Source organism: Convivina praedatoris, assembly GCF_933208495.1.
GTDB lineage: Bacteria > Bacillota > Bacilli > Lactobacillales > Lactobacillaceae > Convivina > Convivina praedatoris.
On sequence record NZ_CAKOET010000002.1, the window covers coordinates 75601 to 93329 of the forward strand.

21 protein-coding genes and 1 other RNA gene are annotated in these 17729 nt (G+C 39.5%); 14 read left to right on the plus strand and 8 right to left on the minus strand.

What is annotated here, in order from left to right; translation table 11 throughout:
• Position 1: 1 nt before the first annotated feature.
• The 12 genes from fabG to M4974_RS02070 all read left to right on the plus strand — a co-directional run bounded on the left by fabG (position 2) and on the right by M4974_RS02070 (position 9894).
• Positions 2-730: a 3-oxoacyl-ACP reductase FabG gene (gene fabG, locus M4974_RS02015; protein WP_248705846.1), complete on the plus strand. Its 729-nt coding sequence runs from the start codon at positions 2-4 to the stop codon at positions 728-730.
• A gap of 24 nt (positions 731-754) precedes the next feature.
• On the plus strand, positions 755-2020 hold the full coding sequence (gene fabF, locus M4974_RS02020) for a beta-ketoacyl-ACP synthase II (RefSeq protein ID WP_248705847.1): 1266 nt from the start codon (positions 755-757) through the stop codon (positions 2018-2020).
• Entirely contained in the window at positions 2020-2490 is a 471-nt protein-coding gene (gene accB / locus M4974_RS02025) for an acetyl-CoA carboxylase biotin carboxyl carrier protein (protein WP_248705848.1), read from the plus strand. The genes fabF and accB overlap by 1 nt, the downstream gene beginning before the upstream one ends.
• A gap of 58 nt (positions 2491-2548) precedes the next feature.
• On the plus strand, positions 2549-2980 hold the full coding sequence (fabZ, locus tag M4974_RS02030) for a 3-hydroxyacyl-ACP dehydratase FabZ (RefSeq protein WP_089938879.1): 432 nt from the start codon (positions 2549-2551) through the stop codon (positions 2978-2980).
• A gap of 1 nt (position 2981) precedes the next feature.
• Positions 2982-4370 (plus strand): acetyl-CoA carboxylase biotin carboxylase subunit, encoded by a 1389-nt coding sequence (locus M4974_RS02035; protein WP_248705849.1) that lies wholly within the window; start codon positions 2982-2984, stop codon positions 4368-4370.
• Positions 4371-4422: 52 nt separating this feature from the next.
• Entirely contained in the window at positions 4423-5262 is an 840-nt protein-coding gene (gene accD / locus M4974_RS02040) for an acetyl-CoA carboxylase, carboxyltransferase subunit beta (protein ID WP_248705850.1), read from the plus strand.
• Between the two features lies 1 nt (position 5263).
• A complete protein-coding gene (gene accA / locus M4974_RS02045; RefSeq protein ID WP_248715727.1) occupies positions 5264-6061 on the plus strand; it encodes a carboxyltransferase subunit alpha in 798 nt (265 codons plus the stop codon).
• A 58-nt stretch (positions 6062-6119) separates the two neighbouring features.
• Positions 6120-6477: a transfer-messenger RNA gene (gene ssrA, locus M4974_RS02050) on the plus strand.
• A 414-nt stretch (positions 6478-6891) separates the two neighbouring features.
• Positions 6892-7299, plus strand: coding sequence for a RinA family protein (locus M4974_RS02055; protein WP_248705852.1), 408 nt, complete (start codon positions 6892-6894; stop codon positions 7297-7299).
• Between the two features lie 65 nt (positions 7300-7364).
• The gene (locus M4974_RS02060; protein WP_248705853.1) at positions 7365-7799 is read left to right on the plus strand and encodes a hypothetical protein; all 435 of its coding nucleotides are present in this window, start codon (positions 7365-7367) and stop codon (positions 7797-7799) included.
• A 1026-nt stretch (positions 7800-8825) separates the two neighbouring features.
• Positions 8826-9185 carry a nuclear transport factor 2 family protein gene (locus M4974_RS02065; RefSeq protein ID WP_248705854.1) on the plus strand — a complete coding sequence of 120 codons (360 nt, stop codon included), beginning with the start codon at positions 8826-8828 and terminating at the stop codon, positions 9183-9185.
• A 217-nt stretch (positions 9186-9402) separates the two neighbouring features.
• On the plus strand, positions 9403-9894 hold the full coding sequence (locus M4974_RS02070) for a hypothetical protein (RefSeq protein ID WP_248705855.1): 492 nt from the start codon (positions 9403-9405) through the stop codon (positions 9892-9894).
• On the opposite strand, the gene M4974_RS02075 is transcribed toward M4974_RS02070, so the two are convergent.
• From M4974_RS02075 to M4974_RS02095, 5 genes are all read right to left on the minus strand, one after another.
• Complete coding sequence (locus tag M4974_RS02075) at positions 9895-10689, minus strand: DMT family transporter (RefSeq protein ID WP_248705856.1); 795 nt, start codon at positions 10687-10689, stop codon at positions 9895-9897. It abuts the gene before it with no gap.
• A 44-nt stretch (positions 10690-10733) separates the two neighbouring features.
• Positions 10734-11552: a GIY-YIG nuclease family protein gene (locus M4974_RS02080; RefSeq protein WP_248705857.1), complete on the minus strand. Its 819-nt coding sequence runs from the start codon at positions 11550-11552 to the stop codon at positions 10734-10736.
• A 255-nt stretch (positions 11553-11807) separates the two neighbouring features.
• Positions 11808-12170 (minus strand): ribonuclease G, encoded by a 363-nt coding sequence (locus M4974_RS02085; protein WP_248705858.1) that lies wholly within the window; start codon positions 12168-12170, stop codon positions 11808-11810.
• 21 nt (positions 12171-12191) lie between these two features.
• Positions 12192-12689, minus strand: a complete 498-nt coding sequence (locus M4974_RS02090; RefSeq protein ID WP_248705859.1) for an MscL family protein — start codon at positions 12687-12689, stop codon at positions 12192-12194.
• 202 nt (positions 12690-12891) lie between these two features.
• Positions 12892-13200, minus strand: a complete 309-nt coding sequence (locus tag M4974_RS02095; protein ID WP_248705860.1) for a DUF2628 domain-containing protein — start codon at positions 13198-13200, stop codon at positions 12892-12894.
• Between the two features lie 157 nt (positions 13201-13357).
• Between M4974_RS02095 and M4974_RS02100 the strand changes: the two genes are divergently transcribed.
• Complete coding sequence (locus tag M4974_RS02100) at positions 13358-14542, plus strand: hypothetical protein (protein WP_248705861.1); 1185 nt, start codon at positions 13358-13360, stop codon at positions 14540-14542.
• Between the two features lie 53 nt (positions 14543-14595).
• Here M4974_RS02100 and M4974_RS02105 read toward each other — a convergent pair whose 3' ends face one another.
• Positions 14596-14916, minus strand: coding sequence for a DMT family transporter (locus tag M4974_RS02105; protein ID WP_248705862.1), 321 nt, complete (start codon positions 14914-14916; stop codon positions 14596-14598).
• A 106-nt stretch (positions 14917-15022) separates the two neighbouring features.
• Positions 15023-15631 (minus strand): nitroreductase family protein, encoded by a 609-nt coding sequence (locus M4974_RS02110; protein ID WP_248705863.1) that lies wholly within the window; start codon positions 15629-15631, stop codon positions 15023-15025.
• Between the two features lie 81 nt (positions 15632-15712).
• Here M4974_RS02110 and M4974_RS02115 point away from each other — a divergent pair, with 81 nt between their 5' ends.
• A complete protein-coding gene (locus tag M4974_RS02115; RefSeq protein WP_248705864.1) occupies positions 15713-16123 on the plus strand; it encodes an Rrf2 family transcriptional regulator in 411 nt (136 codons plus the stop codon).
• A gap of 53 nt (positions 16124-16176) precedes the next feature.
• On the opposite strand, the gene M4974_RS02120 is transcribed toward M4974_RS02115, so the two are convergent.
• Positions 16177-17706, minus strand: a complete 1530-nt coding sequence (locus tag M4974_RS02120) for a KxYKxGKxW signal peptide domain-containing protein (protein ID WP_248705865.1) — start codon at positions 17704-17706, stop codon at positions 16177-16179.
• Between the last annotated feature and the right edge of the window lie 23 nt (positions 17707-17729).

Sequence of the window (17729 nt, forward strand, 5' to 3'; positions counted from 1 at the left end):
AATGAATTTTACCGATAAAACTGTATTAGTGACCGGATCCTCGCGAGGCATTGGCCTAGCAATTGCACATGCTTTTGATAAGCTGGGTGCTCGGTTAATCTTACACGCACGTTCAGCCATTAAACCAGAAGTAATTGCCAGTTTTCATCAGGAACCATTGACTTTACAATTTGATATTGCTGATGCTAAAGCTGCTGAAGAAGCATTGAAGGCTTTGTACAAGCAAGATGACTTTGAAGGTATTGACATTTTAGTTAATAATGCCGGTATCACTAAAGATCAAATCACTATTGGTATGTTACCTGCTGATTTTGCCCAAGTGGTTAACGTAAATTTGAATGGGACGTTTAACGTAACGCAGCCTATTTTTAAGAAAATGATTCGCCAAAAGCACGGTTCAATTATTAATATTAGTTCCGTTGTTGGGCAAATGGGTAATGTTGGGCAGGTTAATTATTCAGCTGCTAAGGCGGGATTAATTGGTATGACTAAGACTTTGGCCAAAGAAGGTGCTCGACGTCAAATTCAAGTTAATGCAATCGCACCAGGGATGATTGTTTCTGATATGACTGATCAATTATCAGATAAGGCGCGTAAATCACTTTTGGAAAGTATCCCTTTGAGCCGATTTGGTTCAGCAGAAGATGTTGCTGATGTTGCTGTTTTTCTAGCGGGTAATAACTATATTACTGGGCAAACAATTACAGTTGATGGTGGTTTACATATTTAAATCGTTGGATAGAGAGGATAGAATATGACACGAGTAGTAATTACCGGAATTGGGGCAGTTACCCCCCTTGGAAATGATACCGAGACCTTTTTGGATGGTATTTTTAATGAAAAGATAGGTATCAAGCCAATTACTAAGTTTGATGCGAGTGAGACTGGTATTACCGTTGCTGGGCAGGTTGATGGCTTTGATCCTGCTCAACGAGTTGGAAAACGTGATGCCCGTAAGTTGGATTTGTTTTCACAGTATGCTATCGATGCTGCTGATCAAGCAATGGAACAAGCTGGTTTAAAGGCTCCTGAAGGATCTGAAGTGCCAACTACTGTGGCTGATTCAACTCGGTTTGGTGTTATTTTAGGAAACGGGATTGGTGGTTTGACGACCATCCAAGAACAAGTAATTAAGATGCATGATAAAGGTCCTCAACGAGTAAGTCCTTTGTTTGTGCCTGAATCCATTCCTAATATGGTATCAGGGAATGTATCTCTTCGTTTTGGCGCTAAGGGTGTTAACTTTACAGTTGTAACGGCCTGTGCCTCAGCTACGAACGCTGTTGGGGAAGCTTTTTGGCGGATTCAATCTGGTAAGGAAGATGTGATGTTAACTGGTGGTGCTGAAGCTACGGTTAACGAGATTGGAATTGCCGGTTTCGCTGCTTTGACTGCTCTTTCTAAGGAAACTAATCCAGCCAAGGCTTCTAAGCCATTTGATAAAAATCGTCATGGGTTCGTCTTAGGTGAGGGATCAGGTGTTATGGTCCTTGAGAGCTTAGAACATGCCCAAGCACGTGGTGCTAATATTTTGGCTGAAGTAGTTGGTTACGGTGTTTCATCCGATGCTTATCATATGACCAGTCCCGCTCCTGATGGGGAAGGTGCTGCTCGGGCTATGAAAGCTGCTTTGGCTGATGCGCAAATTACACCCGAACAAGTAACTTATATTAATGCTCACGGAACTGCTACGGGTGCCAATGATTCAGCTGAATCAGAAGCCATTGCTTCAATCTTTGGCCCTAACTCAGTCTTAGTGTCATCTACTAAGGGAATGACTGGTCACTTACTTGGTGCGGCAGGAGCCATTGAAGCGGTTGCTTCAATCGGTAGTTTGCTACGTGGTCAAGTACCAGTAAACGTTGGTTTTGACGAACCAGATGAACATACTAAGTTGGTTAACTTGGTTGATAAGAGTAGCAAAAATACTGCTCCTGAATATGTTATGAGTGCTAACTATGGCTTTGGTGGACATAATGCCGCTGTAGTCTTTAAAAAATGGGCGGGAGATAATAAGTAATGGACCTGAATATTAAAGAAATCCGAGAATTGATGGCGGATCTTGAGAAGGGTTCACTACGAGAAGTAAACATCCAAGAGGGTGACTTTGCTTTGCATCTTTCTAAAAATGAAAATATTACGAGCCCAGTAATTGCTCCGGTTGCTGCAACATCAGCGACTCCAGTGGCTACTACGCCTGTACCAACTACAGAAACAGTATCGGATGCTAGCCAATCAGCATCAGTTTCAGGTGAAGAAATTAAGGCACCAATGGTGGGAACAGTTTACTTGAAGCCTAAACCAGATATGCCTGACTTTAAACAGGTTGGGGATCATGTTGAAGCTGGTGAAACCGTTGCAATTATTGAAGCAATGAAGCTAATGACGGACATTAAAAGTGACGTTACTGGTACCATTGCGCAAGTGTTAGTTAAAAATGAAGAAGTGGTTGATTATGATAAGCCACTTTATCTAATAACAGTTGATTAATTAGCATGTTTGGTTTCGGCCAAACGTACATAAGTCAAAACAAAAGGAGAGAGTGTAAATGACTATTTTAAATACCCAGGAAATTCAAGAAATTTTGCCACACCGTTATCCTATGTTGATGTTGGATACGGTTGAAGAATTAGAGCCTGGTAAGCGAGCTGTAGCTTTGAAAAATATCAGTATCAACGAAGAAATTTTTCAAGGACATTTTCCTGGTAATCCGACCTTTCCAGGGGCATTAACAGTTGAAGCGCTTGCTCAAACTGGTGCTGTAGCCTTGTTGTCTATGCCAGAATTCAAAGGTAAGACTGCTTATTTCGGTGGCATCAAAAAGGCTCGTTATCGTAAGATGGTTCGTCCTGGGGATCAAGTTCGCCTAGAAGTGACATTGGATCGTTTGCGAGGTCCTATCGGCACAGGCAAGGGAATTGCTTGGGTTAACGGCAAGAAAGCCACAACCGCTGAACTAACCTTTATCATTGGAGAATAGAATGTTTAAAAAAGTATTGGTAGCCAATCGGGGAGAGGTGGCAGTACGTATTATCCGCACCCTTCAGGAAATGGGAATCACTGCAGTAGCAATTTATTCTACGGTAGATCGGGATAGTTTACACGTGCAGATAGCTGATGAGGCCATTTGTGTTGGTGGCCCTAAACCTACTGACTCCTACTTAAACATGAAAAACGTGATAAGTGCCGCTGTGTTAACTGGCTCTGAAGCAATTCATCCCGGTTACGGTTTCTTATCGGAGAATAGTTTATTTGCTGAAATGGTCGGTGAAGTTGGCATTAAGTGGATTGGTCCTCGACCAGAAACTATTGATTTAATGGGAAACAAAGCTAATGCGCGTGAAGAGATGCGTAAGGCTAAGGTGCCTGTGATTCCAGGATCAGAAGGCTTTATCCACAATGTCGACGAAGCTAAAGTCGTTGCTCAAGAAATTGGCTATCCTCTACTATTGAAAGCTGCTGCTGGTGGTGGTGGTAAGGGAATGCGTTTTGTTTATCATGAAGAGGAACTAGCTGAAAAGTTTGACAGTGCTCAAAGTGAAGCGCAAGTTTCTTATGGTGACGAACACATGTACATTGAAAAAGTGATGACCCATGTTCGTCACATCGAGATGCAAGTGGTTCGTGATCAGAATGGTCATGTTTTATGTTTGCCGGAACGAAACTGTTCCCTACAACGTCGTAATCAAAAGGTCATGGAAGAATCACCAGCTGCTTCAGTTACGCCAACTATGCGAGCTGAATTAGCTGATATTGTGACCAAGGCGGTTAATGCCATTGACTATGAAAATACCGGAACGATTGAATTTTTGCAGGATCATGATGGTAAGTTCTATTTCATGGAAATGAACACTCGAATTCAAGTTGAGCATCCCGTGACTGAGATGGTCACTGGCTTGGACCTGGTTCGTTTACAGGTCCAAGTGGCTGCGGGTATGGATTTACCTCTTCAACAAGAAGATATTCAAATTAAGGGCCATGCGGTTGAAATGCGATTAACAGCTGAAAAACCAGAACAAGATTTTGCGCCAAGTGCTGGAAAGATTGAATTTGTATTCTTACCAACTGGTGGACCGGGTGTTCGAATTGATTCAGCTCTTTATACCGGAGACACTATTCAACCCTTCTATGATTCGATGATTGCCAAGTTAATTGCTCATGATAATACACGAGCAGAAGCATTAACAAAATTGGAACGTATTGTTGACGAGACTGTTGTGGTAGGAGTGTCTACTAGTCGAAAGTTCCAAAAGGCACTTTTGTTAGATGAAAATGTTCAAAATGATCGTTTTGATACCAAGTATTTGGAAGATGGTTTCCTACCAAATTGGGAGAAACATAAAGCTGAATTAGTAGCTCAAGATGATTAATTTGTCTGTTTGATTCTTGGCCGGAGAATTAGAGGAGAAGGCGTCAAAGACTATGGATTTATTTAATTCACATAAAAATGATATTGCTAATATTGTTGTTGATGAAGCGGCCAAAAATCGAATTCCCGATGGCCTCTTTTTGGCCTGCCCGTACTGTGGTAGTCAAATGTACAATAAGCAATTGGGCAAATACCGAGTGTGTGCCAATTGTGGTTACGGTTTCCGTTTGCAAGCCCGTGAACGGGTTGCTTTGCTAGCCGATGAATTTGAAGAATTCGATGAAGATGTATCAATGCATAATCCGGATTTTCCAGGGTATGCTGATAAATTAGCACGAGCAAAGAAACAAACTGATATGGGTGAGTCAGTTTTAACTGGGCGGGCATTAATTAAGGGCCAAGCGGTTGCTTTGGGAATCATGGATTCATACTTTATGATGGGTTCTTTAGGCTCAAAAACGGGTGAAAAAATCACACGACTGTTTGAGTATGCCACTGCTAATCGATTGCCACTAGTGATGTTTACTGCTTCCGGTGGTGCTCGAATGCAAGAAGGAATCAATTCCTTAATGCAAATGGCTAAGATTTCAGGTGCCGTAGCTGCTCATCAAGAAGCTGGGTTGTTATATCTAGTTGTCTTAACTGATCCAACTACTGGTGGCGTAACTGCCAGTTTTGCTATGCAAGGTGATATTACTTTAGCTGAGCCTCACGCTTTAGTTGGTTTTGCCGGTGCTCGTGTCATTGAATCAACCATCCATGAAAAACTACCGAAAGATTTTCAACGAGCAGAAACCTTATTAGCCAACGGTTTTGTTGATAAAATTGTTCCTCGCCCTGATTTAGCTAGTGTAATTGCTAAGATTGTTCAAATGCATTCAGGGGAGGTGTAAAATGGCTGATTTGTTAGGATTTTTATTTAAACATGATGTAGCTCCAGCGGAAGTTGTGAAACGTTCTCGTGAAGATCGATTTTTGGCTCGGGAATTAATTGATGGCCTATTTACTGATTTTATTGAACTTCACGGAGACCGCCTTGGTAATGATGATGAATCTATCATTGGTGGTGTTGCTATGCTAGGTAACCGTCCGGTGACGGTCATTGCCATTGATAAGGGAATTGATATCAATGATAAGTTATCCAAGCGGAATGGGTCACCACAACCTTGGGGTTATCGTAAGGCGCAACGATTGATGAAACAAGCTGAAAAATTTCATCGTCCCATTATTACCTTTATCAATACACCTGGTGCTTTCCCTGGTAAAGAGGCAGAAGCTCAAGGGCAAGGAGATGCCATTGCTCAATCAATTTTAGAATCAATGAAATTGACCGTACCAATGATTGCAATTATCTATGGTGAGGGGGGATCTGGTGGAGCCTTAGCCTTGGCTACTGCTGATCAAGTATGGATGTTTGAAAATGCAACCTATTCAATTCTTTCACCAGAAGGATTTGCATCTATTTTGTGGAAGGATAGTAAGCGGAGTGATGAAGCAGCCGGTATCATGGGGCTTACACCAAAAGATTTGTTGGAAAAACATATTATTGAGTATGTTATTCCAGAAAATCGACACCATGCTAAAGTGTTTAGTGCTTTATCAGCTAAGCTAACGACTGAAATTAACCAATTAGAACAAGTTGGTGGACAAGAATTAGTTAAAATGCGTCGTGCCCGTTTTCGTGCCTTTTAGCCTTAGCTAATCTTTGTTATAATGAAAGCTACTAGGATATCCTAGTAGCTTTTATTTTGGGTCTGTTTATGGAATTCGACAGGCTGTTTAGAGCATTGGCTGCATTCCGCCGTCCGGGCGTAAAACGGGCAGACATTTAACTGCAAAAAACAATAATTCTTACGCAATCGCTGCCTAAAAACCAGTGATCCGTAGCCTGAATTTGAAGGCTAGCATTTGAATTTGGGTTTAATAAATGGCTAGACCGCCAATTCTTACCCACCTGATAAGAATTGGTTAAATTAATCAGGTTAGTGGTGCTGATGGGCCTTGAGCTATGGCGGACAGCATCATGAAATTAAATGATAGTCCTAAGAATGTAGACGCTGATGTATCGGGCGGTTTGGACAGGGGTTCGACTCCCCTCAGATCCACTAAGGTAAACTAAGAGGGACTAAGAAGCACTACAAGGTGCATTCTTAAGCCTTTTTTATTTTTTACGACACTAAGAGAAACTAAGAAAAACTAGGGGAAACTTCCCACAAAATAAATAGTCCTATCAGCAATGTAACGGCGTTTAAGCCGTTTTTTATTTGTCCTAATGCCCCACAAACTTCCCGTAAATAGTAAAATACTTTGTTAGTATATTGTTGATGTGAATAGAACAACCGCGGATGTGTTCACGCTTGCAAACGGGTGTATCTTAAAGTACGCCTGTTCTATTTGGCTGTGTGGTTACATCCACGTAGCAAGTAGTCAGAGCTACGCTTGTTACAAGGGTGCATACAAGCACGGTTGTGAGAGCACCGTAGTTACAACTACACAGGTTAAACAGTACATAGCTAAGGGGGATGAATGGCAGACTAAAAAGACAAGATACCAAAGCATACTTTACGGGTAAAATGGCCTTAGCCATTAAACAACGTGAGCTAGAAATACGTTCCGGGCACAACAATGCTGACGACGTAAACCGCAACATTAAAGCTAAGAACAAACAGAGCCATAGTACTGAGACTACCTTAGCAGTCTTAGAGCAAGACCCATACATAAACGCCACTAAAGAGACCATGGAGTATATTAGCGAGTGGCTGAATGTCTTTGATGAGTTAGATCAACAGATTTTTAAACTAAGATACACGGGGCATAGCTGGGTAAACATTGAGCAACGGCTACTCATTAGCAAGAGTGCAGGTCAGAGGCGACTCAATGAGGCTAAGACATGGCTAGTACTGGATGATAGCTGTATATTGAATAGATAAATTAATCATTACAGTTATTGGATATGTGCTTGTAAGTTTTCGATAATTTTGAAAGGAAATTTTATATGTGGAATTATTTGAAAGATAATGTTGTGACAGCCATAATTTCGTCAGTGATTTCATCGTTCGTTGGCCTTCTTTTTACCAAACATAGTAAGGCAGTAGATAAGAAAATAGGAGATCAAAATCGATTGTTGCAAATATGCTCGGAATATATATCTCAGGATATAAATTTACATCAAGATATTGTTTTGGGGATATATAATTTTAGACCTAGAGGAGTATTTGATGTTAATAGCTTAAAGCAGCAGAATCGAGTAAAAGTTAAAACGTATCTTCAGGCTATTAAGGATAATTTTGAGATGAATCGGCTATTATCTAATTTAAATATTGATAACAACCTTATAAGTACTGTGGAGAAATGTCTTGATATGGATGATGTTTATGAACAATTAGATACTGTAAAAGCAACATTGGAAGATATACAGCATAAAATATAAAAATGATTGCTTTGGGCTATAAATAGTACGGCATTGTGTAACAAAATAAATTTAACGGATACTATAGCAAGTAATCTAAGCGTTTTTATTTTTCAGTGGTGTATTTGTACAATCAAAGACATAAAAAGCTAGATAACCCCCGCCCTATTCGTCTAAACGAGAGAGCGCTCACATATCGTCGTCTTATAAAAAAGTTCAATTTTTAAAAATTTTAGGTAGGGGGGTACCCCTGACAAAGCCCAGTGTTAAGCGGTTTGTGTTTTTGCCACTTTTGGCAGAAAAAGGCGCTAAATAGGGCAATTGGTAGGTGTTTTCTGCCTGTTTAGAACGGCTATAAAGCTAGTGATAGCAATGGACTAACCGTTATCGGACTAAAAGCGTGCGCATTTTAGAATAAGTAGCTATGTACCGAATGCGACTATAAAGTGACGACACTTTAAGCACTGATACATAAGTGTTTGTAGCTGTTTTGGTTGTTATCGTGGGAACTTTATCGGTGTTTTAGGCATCTTAGTCTTCGCATTTGGTACAGATTGACCAAAATTGGTCAAAAAAGAAACAGGGGAGCACTGTGCCCAAAAGTGGGTATGAATATTCTCCACGACTGGGGAAAGCGAGAGACGAAACGTGACGGCCTAGACTAAACCTATACCGACATGAAGTAGGTGCAGGGGAGAGCGAATCACGCCCCCCTAAGTAGAACTTAGACCGATTATGTTAGTGGGTCAACTTGCTTATTATTGGCCTATATAGCTAATATTTTGTGACTTAAAGCTCTTTATATCAGTATTCCTAGTAGTGGACCAAGTTAGTACTTTGTTTTTTGATTTGTAGGCTAAGCATTGCCATATCTGGTAACGACGTGAGTTTTTCGCCAGTAGTGGCGAAGATGTTTAAGGTGGCGCCCTGAAATGAGACCTCATGTAAGGGGGTGTCCATTTTGGACAGTCCTTACATGGTTTTTGGTATTGAATTATAAGTAAGCACGGTCTACTCTGTAGTTGTGCATTGGAGGAGGCGTATTTTATGACTAAGCTTGAAATGGTAAAAGAATATTTTGAATTATCAGATACAGCCACTACAAATTTAGCTGATCGTCAGAAAATAGTGAATTTGTTTGCTGATGATGTTGTTTTAGAGTCAGGTATTGGTGAAAAAGTTAGTGGTATTAAAGCTCTCAAAGAATTTTTTGATGTGTTTTTTAGCCGTAATATCAAATTGAAACATGTTTTTGTAACGGATGAACAAAGTGAACAGTATAAAACCGCTTGGGCTGTGGCTGGTATTAATAAAGATGGCCAACTATTTTCATTAACAGGTTATGATAAATACCATTTCAACCCAGAAGGCAAAATAGATTATATTACAGTACATGTTGAGAGCTGATTGTTAGTTATCTAATTCTATAAAATATTTAGCAGCCGATTATAAGAGGCTGCTTTTTTGTATGCAACGATGTGTAACCTTGTGTGCAAAAAAGGTTACAAGCTTACACACACTATAAACGTTGATATAATAACGATAACAAGCCACACAGTCTTAAAAGGTGTGCAACAAGGTTACAAAATTTTCCTAATGATTTAGACATGAATTGAGGGTTGCAATGCAAAAGGTCACTAGTTATCCAAAACTAAATATCAAAGAGCTAGATTTTAGGAAACATCCCCATGCTAAGCGTGTGAACTGGCAAGGCTACAAGATAACCATAGCGATTACTAGGCCTAACTATGGTGGTGTGCTCTATTGGCTGGTCTGTCCTTACTGTGGCAAAAGAAAAAGCCTACTCTATCACGTAGGGCAGGCAGAACAGTGTCGTGTATGTGCTGGCTTGTATTATCCTGACCAGGACAACAAGGCTAGGCGTGATGGGGTCTATAAGATTATGGGACTGCATGAGAAGCAACTAAGGCTAATCAACAAGTTAGATCCAGCTTTGTATAACAGTTACATGGAGCTGGGTCGTTTAGTTGCCTGTGACTTGGCTTTCAGAATATATAGAACACCCAAACGGCCAAAGGGGATGCACTGGACTACTTACGCTAGGAAGCTGGAGCAGATTGACCGTATAAGCCTACAGTTAGCTAAGTTCTATTAACTATACTAAGAGGCTAGAGAAGCACACGACAAGGCTATTAAGGAGCAATAGGAGCAGGCACAGGAGTATCTGCATGGACATAGTTAAACATACAAAAATTATGGTGCCGCCAATGATAATAAAAGCAATGGCCATTGTTATGCTTAGTGATAGAGGTGGTAATTTTGTTCGTCCGACCGTGTACCAAAAAGGGATACTACTAATTAACATACTCCAGCCCACAATCGCCGTTTCACTAAAATTAGTTAATAATTGACGAGGCAACAAAGTGTAAGATGCTTGGCTTAAACCAGCTAGCAGGCCCCAAATGATTGCAATTGGAGTAAGTGAAAGCGAGTTGATATTACCACTGGTAACTAGTAAAAAAGTGCCTATCATTGCGACGCCAATTGCCATGAGATTTATCTTGCTTGGTAGGAAATGATTGACTACTGATAAATAAATCGTAATAAAAACTGGTGCTAAAAACTGCAGCACAGTGGCGGTGGCGGCATTACCGTATTGAATCGCCATGAAATAAGAAAGTTGTGATGGGAGCATTCCTAGAAATGAAAAAAACATAAGACGGCTAGCCGCCTTTTTATCCCGCCAGACATTAAATATATTTTGTTTAGTGATAATTGAAAGGAACAATAATAACAGACCGGCCGTTAGCAGTCGTACACCGACTAGCCAAGTGGCGGATATGTTATGAGCGTTGAAGAGGGATTGGGCAACGGTTCCCGAAGCACCCCATAAAATGCTGCCAGTAATGGCGTAGATTAGGCTCGTACGTCTTGAAAGTGTATGCATCATAATATCTCTTCTCATTGGACGACAAAGATTGCCACTGGGAGTTATTAAAAGTGAATATCGATTTTTTGATTTAATTCTTGTGCAATTCGTTCTAAGCGTTTTTTAAAATTGATTTTAGTAAAATTGGTATAAACATAATAAGGTGTGTCCGTAATTGGTTTAGTTAATTCTTTACCTAAACTAGAAATTTTTGATGCGGTACCAATAAATTGAATAGTATTCGGTTCTTCATCGCTGATGAAGGGCATCAATGATGTGATTTTTTCTGAATGAACGAGGTCGGTTATAATTTCAATAAATATTTGACTGGTAAATTTATTGACATAGCGCTTATTATTAAAATCTACAAAGTTTTCATCAGTATCTTCTGAGTCAATGATGTCTGAGATTTCTTCATCAAATAAATTAATATTAGCAATATTTGCTAGGGTATCTTTAACGCGTACTAGAAGTGTTTTGGCGGTTATTTTTCCTAATTTATCAATGTAGCTTGTATTTCCAATGGTATTATTATCTAATTCTAAATCTGCTTTTGAAAATTCTTGGATTAATTCTGCCTCAAGAAAATCTAACTGGGCTTTAGAAAGATGACCATCCTCACGGCCAAAGAAAATTACTTTATGCCACCAATTTTTATGCACACTATGCTGTTGTAGTCGAGTAAAAGTTGCGCCAGATGCTTGCCCAACGTATCGTTTATGTTCACCAATAAGAATATAAATTCCTGGTTTATGAGCTTCTTCCAAAAGATTAATTTTGGTCAGATCGTCTTTTTGAGCACTTACGATAAAAATGGGTTCATTATAGTAAATTGAAATGTGATCATTAGTAGATTCTTGATTTATGAAAATATGACGAGGCATTTTTTAGTTCCTTTTATTAGTATTACAGACTAAATGAATTATATCTTAAAAAGGCTTCCTATATAGAATAGGAAGCCTTTTCCGGTTGAAATAGCTTATTGGACAGTTATCTTGTTTGTATTTCAATACGAATACAAGTGCTAGAAGGTCCTCAGTAGAAAATGATATGGTACCAGGGAATAGGAGTTTCACAAACGAGATAGTAGTGAAATTGGCATCAAGATATAATTGAAATTTTGGACTGATTCTATATCTCTACACAATAGTTGTGTGAGTACTAGTACCGCCAGTATGAGTAGCCATAGTTAGTATAAATCCAATAAAAGCGATATAGAGAATAATACCAATTAAACCAATAATAAACTGAGCTAATCCAGCTCGATTCCATGTTGCTTGAACTGCTCTAAAGGTGTCAATGTCTTTGTAATCACCCTTTTGCCAGGCCCACTCGTTTCCCTTGAAACCACAGACAAACATCCAGATTAAGTTGAAGCCAGGAATTAAGCAAAGTAAAGGTAAATAGGTTTTATTACCGATTCCCCAAAACACATTGTATATAAAGGCTCCCCAGTTCCATCCTTTAATTTCGCTAGGTACGATTTTACCATTTTCATTCATAATAATTTGCTCCTTCAATAATTATTGTTTTTCTTGAATAGCTTCTAGTTTTGATAATATCTCTCGTTGAAGTTTGGCATTTTCCGCTTGCAATTTATTGTTTTCCGCCTGCATTTTTTGGAAGACGAGGGCGTCTTCATGCGCTTGATCAAATCCCCATTGCTCTTCTTTGGTTCTAATTAATGAATTATTAATAAATTGAATTGTATAAAAAACAGTTAGGGCAATAAACAGCATAGTTAGAAAACTATTTAAAAAATCACCAAATGGAGCCATAATCAAATCAAAGTCAAGGGGGTGATTCTTATTCATAGACCATTTAAGGATGAAGTTAACCGTGCCAGAAGCGGTTGAAATTAAATCCTTAATGGCTGACCCAAAGCTATTACCTACTACAACCGAAATTACAAAAGTTAGCAGGTTCGGTGCAAAGATAAACTGCCGAAAGGCGACCCACTTAGCATTGGTACTGTTAATTATTTTGTCAGTTCCTTTAGTAATGTGATCTTTAGCTTTCATAGTAATTACATAACTCCTTAATATTGCTTAGTTCTGATGGCGATTAGTCCACACGAAGGCAACCAATAGAATGACTGTAGCTAAGTTAGCCGTGATAAGTGAAAAATCAGTTGCTTGTAAAATCCAACTTACGAGCGAGACAAACATTAATAATAATGAGATAATTATGGCTATTGTGCTCATTTTATTCATAAAAAACTCCTTAAAATTGATAACCTTGTGAATTTATGATGTTCTTGGACATATCATCCATGGGTCGATAACCTTTGGCTAGTAAGTCTCTTAGGTAAAGCCCATTGTAAATAAAGGCAAAGACAATGCTAAATATACCAACGCCAATTCCAAAACTGGGTACACCTAATATGATTTGAATTACTAATGCAATGAAAAACCATTTCCAATCACCACGAAAAAGAGTTGGAAAAGCATTAAAAAATAAGGTTGTCCATGAAAAACCGATTTTTACACGTTTGGTATGCCTGTTTACAGGGTTAATTAGATTAACATACATTATTTTTCTCCTCAAGGTGGGCATTACGTAAGGTAATAAGACGATTGCCACACTTATTAATGGCTCTAGCTTTATTTTATCATGATTCCAATAACCAATTTCTTTCTAACTATTGTTTTTAAAAATCTTTTATAATTGAGTAGATAAGGGAGTAGCGATGATTAAAAAGAGAAATAAAGGCAGTTTTATTTATGTATCGGTAATACTCATTTTGTTTATTTGTTTCAGTATTGGTATTGCTCAGATTGATCGTACTGATAAATACAAAAGAATGATTGCTAGTGCTAAAGATGTGCCTATGTGGCAGGCTGATACACATGAACTAGTCAGTGAAGCTGAATTTAAACATAATTTTGAGATTGCCAATCACCAGGGAAACAAAGATGCGCGGGTTCCCACAGACAATATCACCTCGATTGTTATGCCAGGCCTGCGGGGGGCATGGTCTGTTGACCATAAAACTAAGCGTGCTAGTTTTGGTAATAACTGGGTGCCTCAGGGTATCACACAAAATAGTAGTTATTTCTTTATTAGTCTCTATGATGGGGATCACAAGCGTAATTCATTAATTATTGTCATTGATAAGCAAAATCGCCAGTATGTTAAAAGTTTAATCTTAGACAGTAAGTCACATGTTGGCGGATTAGCTTATGATGTCGAACATGATCGGCTTTGGTGGTCCAATGATGGTACTCAATTTGCGGGACTTTCTTACGCCTATTTAAGTGATATTAAGCAGTATCAGCCGACTGAGGAGGAGCCGACTTTAAAGAGCCAGCGGATTGCAATCCCTTGGGCAAGTCGTACCTCGGGGATTGCTTACCATAATCATGAGATGTTTATTGTTAAATATGGATTGAATGTCGCTAACCGAACAATTGCGGTGATGGCATTTAATCCAGATACTGGCTTACCATCTGATAATCAGCAGGTACAAGTGGTTTATAAGGGTACTAGCTTACAAGAATATATCGAAACTCTAATCAAAGAAAAGAAAATTAAATCAGTTGCTTCTGGTTTTGATCGAATGCAGGGGTTAGCAATTACTAAGTACAATTTAGCCTTAATTACACAATCAAATGGGGATGATAATTCAGTCTTAATGGTTGTGCAGCCTAATGGGAAGACTGGTTCAAAATTTGATTATACCGATGACGTGGCAGGTGCAAAAAAGATTGTTTTACCGCCTTCAGTGGAACAAGTTAATACTAATAATAACAATAGTATGTCGCTCATTTTTGAAAGTGGGGCTAAAATGTATCGCGAGCAGGGGCAAGTTTCTAAGCGTGCTAAAATCATTGATCGTATTGTGACCATTCCAATAACAGTTAGTCAAGAATAAATACTGATATAAAAAACCTCTTAGTGCACTAAGGGGTTTTATATTGGGTATTTTTAAGATGGTTCAAACCAGGAGACGATAACTACGCCAATGACAATGAGAGCTATGCCAATGATACTCATCCAGCTAACGCTTTCCTTCCAGAAAAGAACCGCGATTAATGTAGTAATGATAATTCCAAGACCAGCCCAAACAGCGTAAGCAATACTTAAATTGACACTTTTTAGTGATAGTGCAAAGAAATAAAAACAGATGCCATAGGTCGTTAAGGCACCAATGGAAGGCCAAAATTGACTAAAGCCGTTGGAAGCTTTAAGTAGATTAGTAGCAATAATTTCACCAATTATAGCTAGAGCTAGAAAGAAATATCCCATATTTTCTCCTGTAATTATAATATCTTTTATTAACCATTGTATTATATGAATCACTAAATAATTGTAAATAAAAACCACTCAAGTAGATAGAGTGGTTAAATGTGAATTACTTAGTTGAGGTGATAAGTTGGAAACGATCTTCATCAGGCATGTAGTCTTTTTGACCAGCTGGCGCTTCAATTGAACCGAATGGCATTTCAGCCCGTAATCGCCAGGTACTTGGAATATTAAACTCATTTTGAACATCCTCATCAATCAATGGATTATAGTGTTGAGTAGAAGCGCCAATACCAGCTTCAGCTAAGGCTACCCAGATGGCGTAGTCGGCAATTCCTAGACCTTGTTCGGACCAATCATAGAAGTTATCAGCATATAATGGGAAATTTTCTTCAAGTCCCTTAACAACCGGTGTGTCGGTGAATAATAGTACGGTTCCAAAACCAGCCTTGAAGGACTGATTAATTTTATCGGTCGTCTTTTCGAAGGATTCGGCACTTTTAGAAACGGCCTTTAATTTAGCCAGAACGATATCCCACAATCTATCATGGGCGGCTCCTGTTAGTACAATTGCTCGAACTGACTGGCTATTAAAAGCAGTTGGTGTTTCACGAACTGCGCCTTTCACAATATTAAAAATCTCTTCAGGTGTCTGTGAAACATTCTTACCCAGACTATAAATTGAACGACGTTGCTTCTGTAGTGTATCAAATGACATGACAATTCTCCTTGTGCTTATATAAAATACACCTAGTATGCTATACTATTTTTAGCAAACGGTCAAGTCAGGGGATAAATAATGAAGTATTCTTTACAGTTTAGTGATGCCTTACATATTTTGGCTTATTTAAAAATTTTTGAAGAAAATGAGGGTATCACTAGTCAACAAATTGCTGAAAGTGTTAATACCAATCCAACTCGGATTAGACGGATAATGGGGAAGTTAAAAAAAGCCGGTTTGATTTGTTCGACCAGTGGGGTGGCCACCCCTTCTCTGGCAAAATCAGTTGATCAAATTACTTTTTTGGCGGTTTATCAAGCGTTAGATGAACAGCAGCGAGTGATTCCTATTGATGAAAATACGAATCTAGAATGTCCAGTTGGTAAAAATATTAAAAAGGCATTAGCCATCGAATATGATCAATTGGATCAAGTAGTTGAACAGCAGCTAGCGAAAATGACTTTGGGTGATTTGGTGGCAAATTTATAAATAATATAAAAAGACGCCTATCGTTAGATAAGCGTCTTTTTATATTATGGAAGTTAGTTATATTTCTTCTTGTTCAATACAACAGCACCGGCCATGGCGGTACCGGCTAAAGCGAAGGCTGTTAAAGCGGCTACATTATTTTCAGCTGTTTTAGCAGTGGCTGGTAGGGCAGCTGCGCTCTTAGCAATTACTTGCTTAGCAGCTGCTTCTTGATTAGCCTTGAAAGAAAGTGCTTGAGCAGCCATTGCGGCTGCTTGTTTGGCAGTAGCCTGTCCGTTGGCTTGTTGCGTAGCACTTTTAGCGGCTTGGACAGCGGCCGCTTGAGCAGCCATAGCAGCTTCTTGGGCGGCTTTAGCAGCATCAATAGCTTGCTGAGCAGCTTCTTGGGCGGCTTTAGCAGCAGCTTGCGCAGCCTTTACAGCATCATCAGTTGATGTGCTATCAATCTTACCACCTTGCTTAGCATCTTCATAGGCTTTTTGGGCAGCATCAGCTGCCTTGTCTAAGTCGGCTGCCTTTAACTTAAGGGTTTGCGCAAGCTTAGCATCCTTAGCAGCAGTGTCATTAGCCGTTTTAGCATTGGCATCAGCCTTCTTAACTATTTCAGCCGCTTGAGAATCTTCCTTTTTGGCTTGATCAAAATTCTTTTGAGCAGACTCTAATGCTTTAGTGGCCTCAAAACGAGCTTTTTCAGCTGTATCTAGGGCCTTTTTGGTACTATCAACTTTGGATTGGTCAGCAGGTAGGGCATCTTTAGCGGCCTTGGCATCCTTTTGAGCTTTTTCATAGGCTGCTTGGGCTGCGTCAGCTGTTTTCTTAGCCGTTTGATAGGCTTGGTACTTTTCTGAAGCAGCCGCAGAAGCTGTATCTGTGACTTTCTTGGCAGCCTCATACTTGGCATCAGCTGCTTTAACGGCTTCAGAATCTTGATTTTTTTGCGCCTCTGCTAATTTCTTGTCAGCTTGATCTTGGGCCCTATTAGCTTCGCTACGAGTTTTCTCAGCTTGATATAGGTTATCTTTAGAGATAACTAGTTCACTTTGAGTGGTTGAAGCGGATTGACTAACACTGTTGAGTTGGTCAACCACAGCCTGATCTTTAGCTAATTGATCTTGGGCCTTGGTATTGGCATCATGAGCTTTTACAGCCTTAGCTGAGGCGTCATCAACCGCTTGTTTAGACTTATCAACTTGTTTACCAGCTTCTTGAACCGCTGTACTGGTTGAAGTGGCAATTTGTTTTGCTTTTGCATCGTTAGCATTAATTTGCTTGGCTGTCTGTGATGACTTGTCAGCCTTTTGTTGTGCAGCATCTGCTTGACTATGAGCCGTGCTAGCAGCTGTTGAAGTTGACTGAGCAGTTTTAGCTAAGTCATCTAAACTAGCAACTGTACTTGTTGGCACAGAGGCTGGGGTAGTGGTGTTAGTTGAATCTGCTTTGGCAGTAGTCGGAACGGTAGTATCTGCACTCGCTGTGTTATTAAGTGCGATGGCACCACCCACCAGAGTAGCTGTAAGCATCATTGAGTAAACCCATTGTTTACCATTTTTGTACATCTTGTAGTGTTCAGTAGTACTTGGCATAAATTAATATCTCCCTTAGCTCC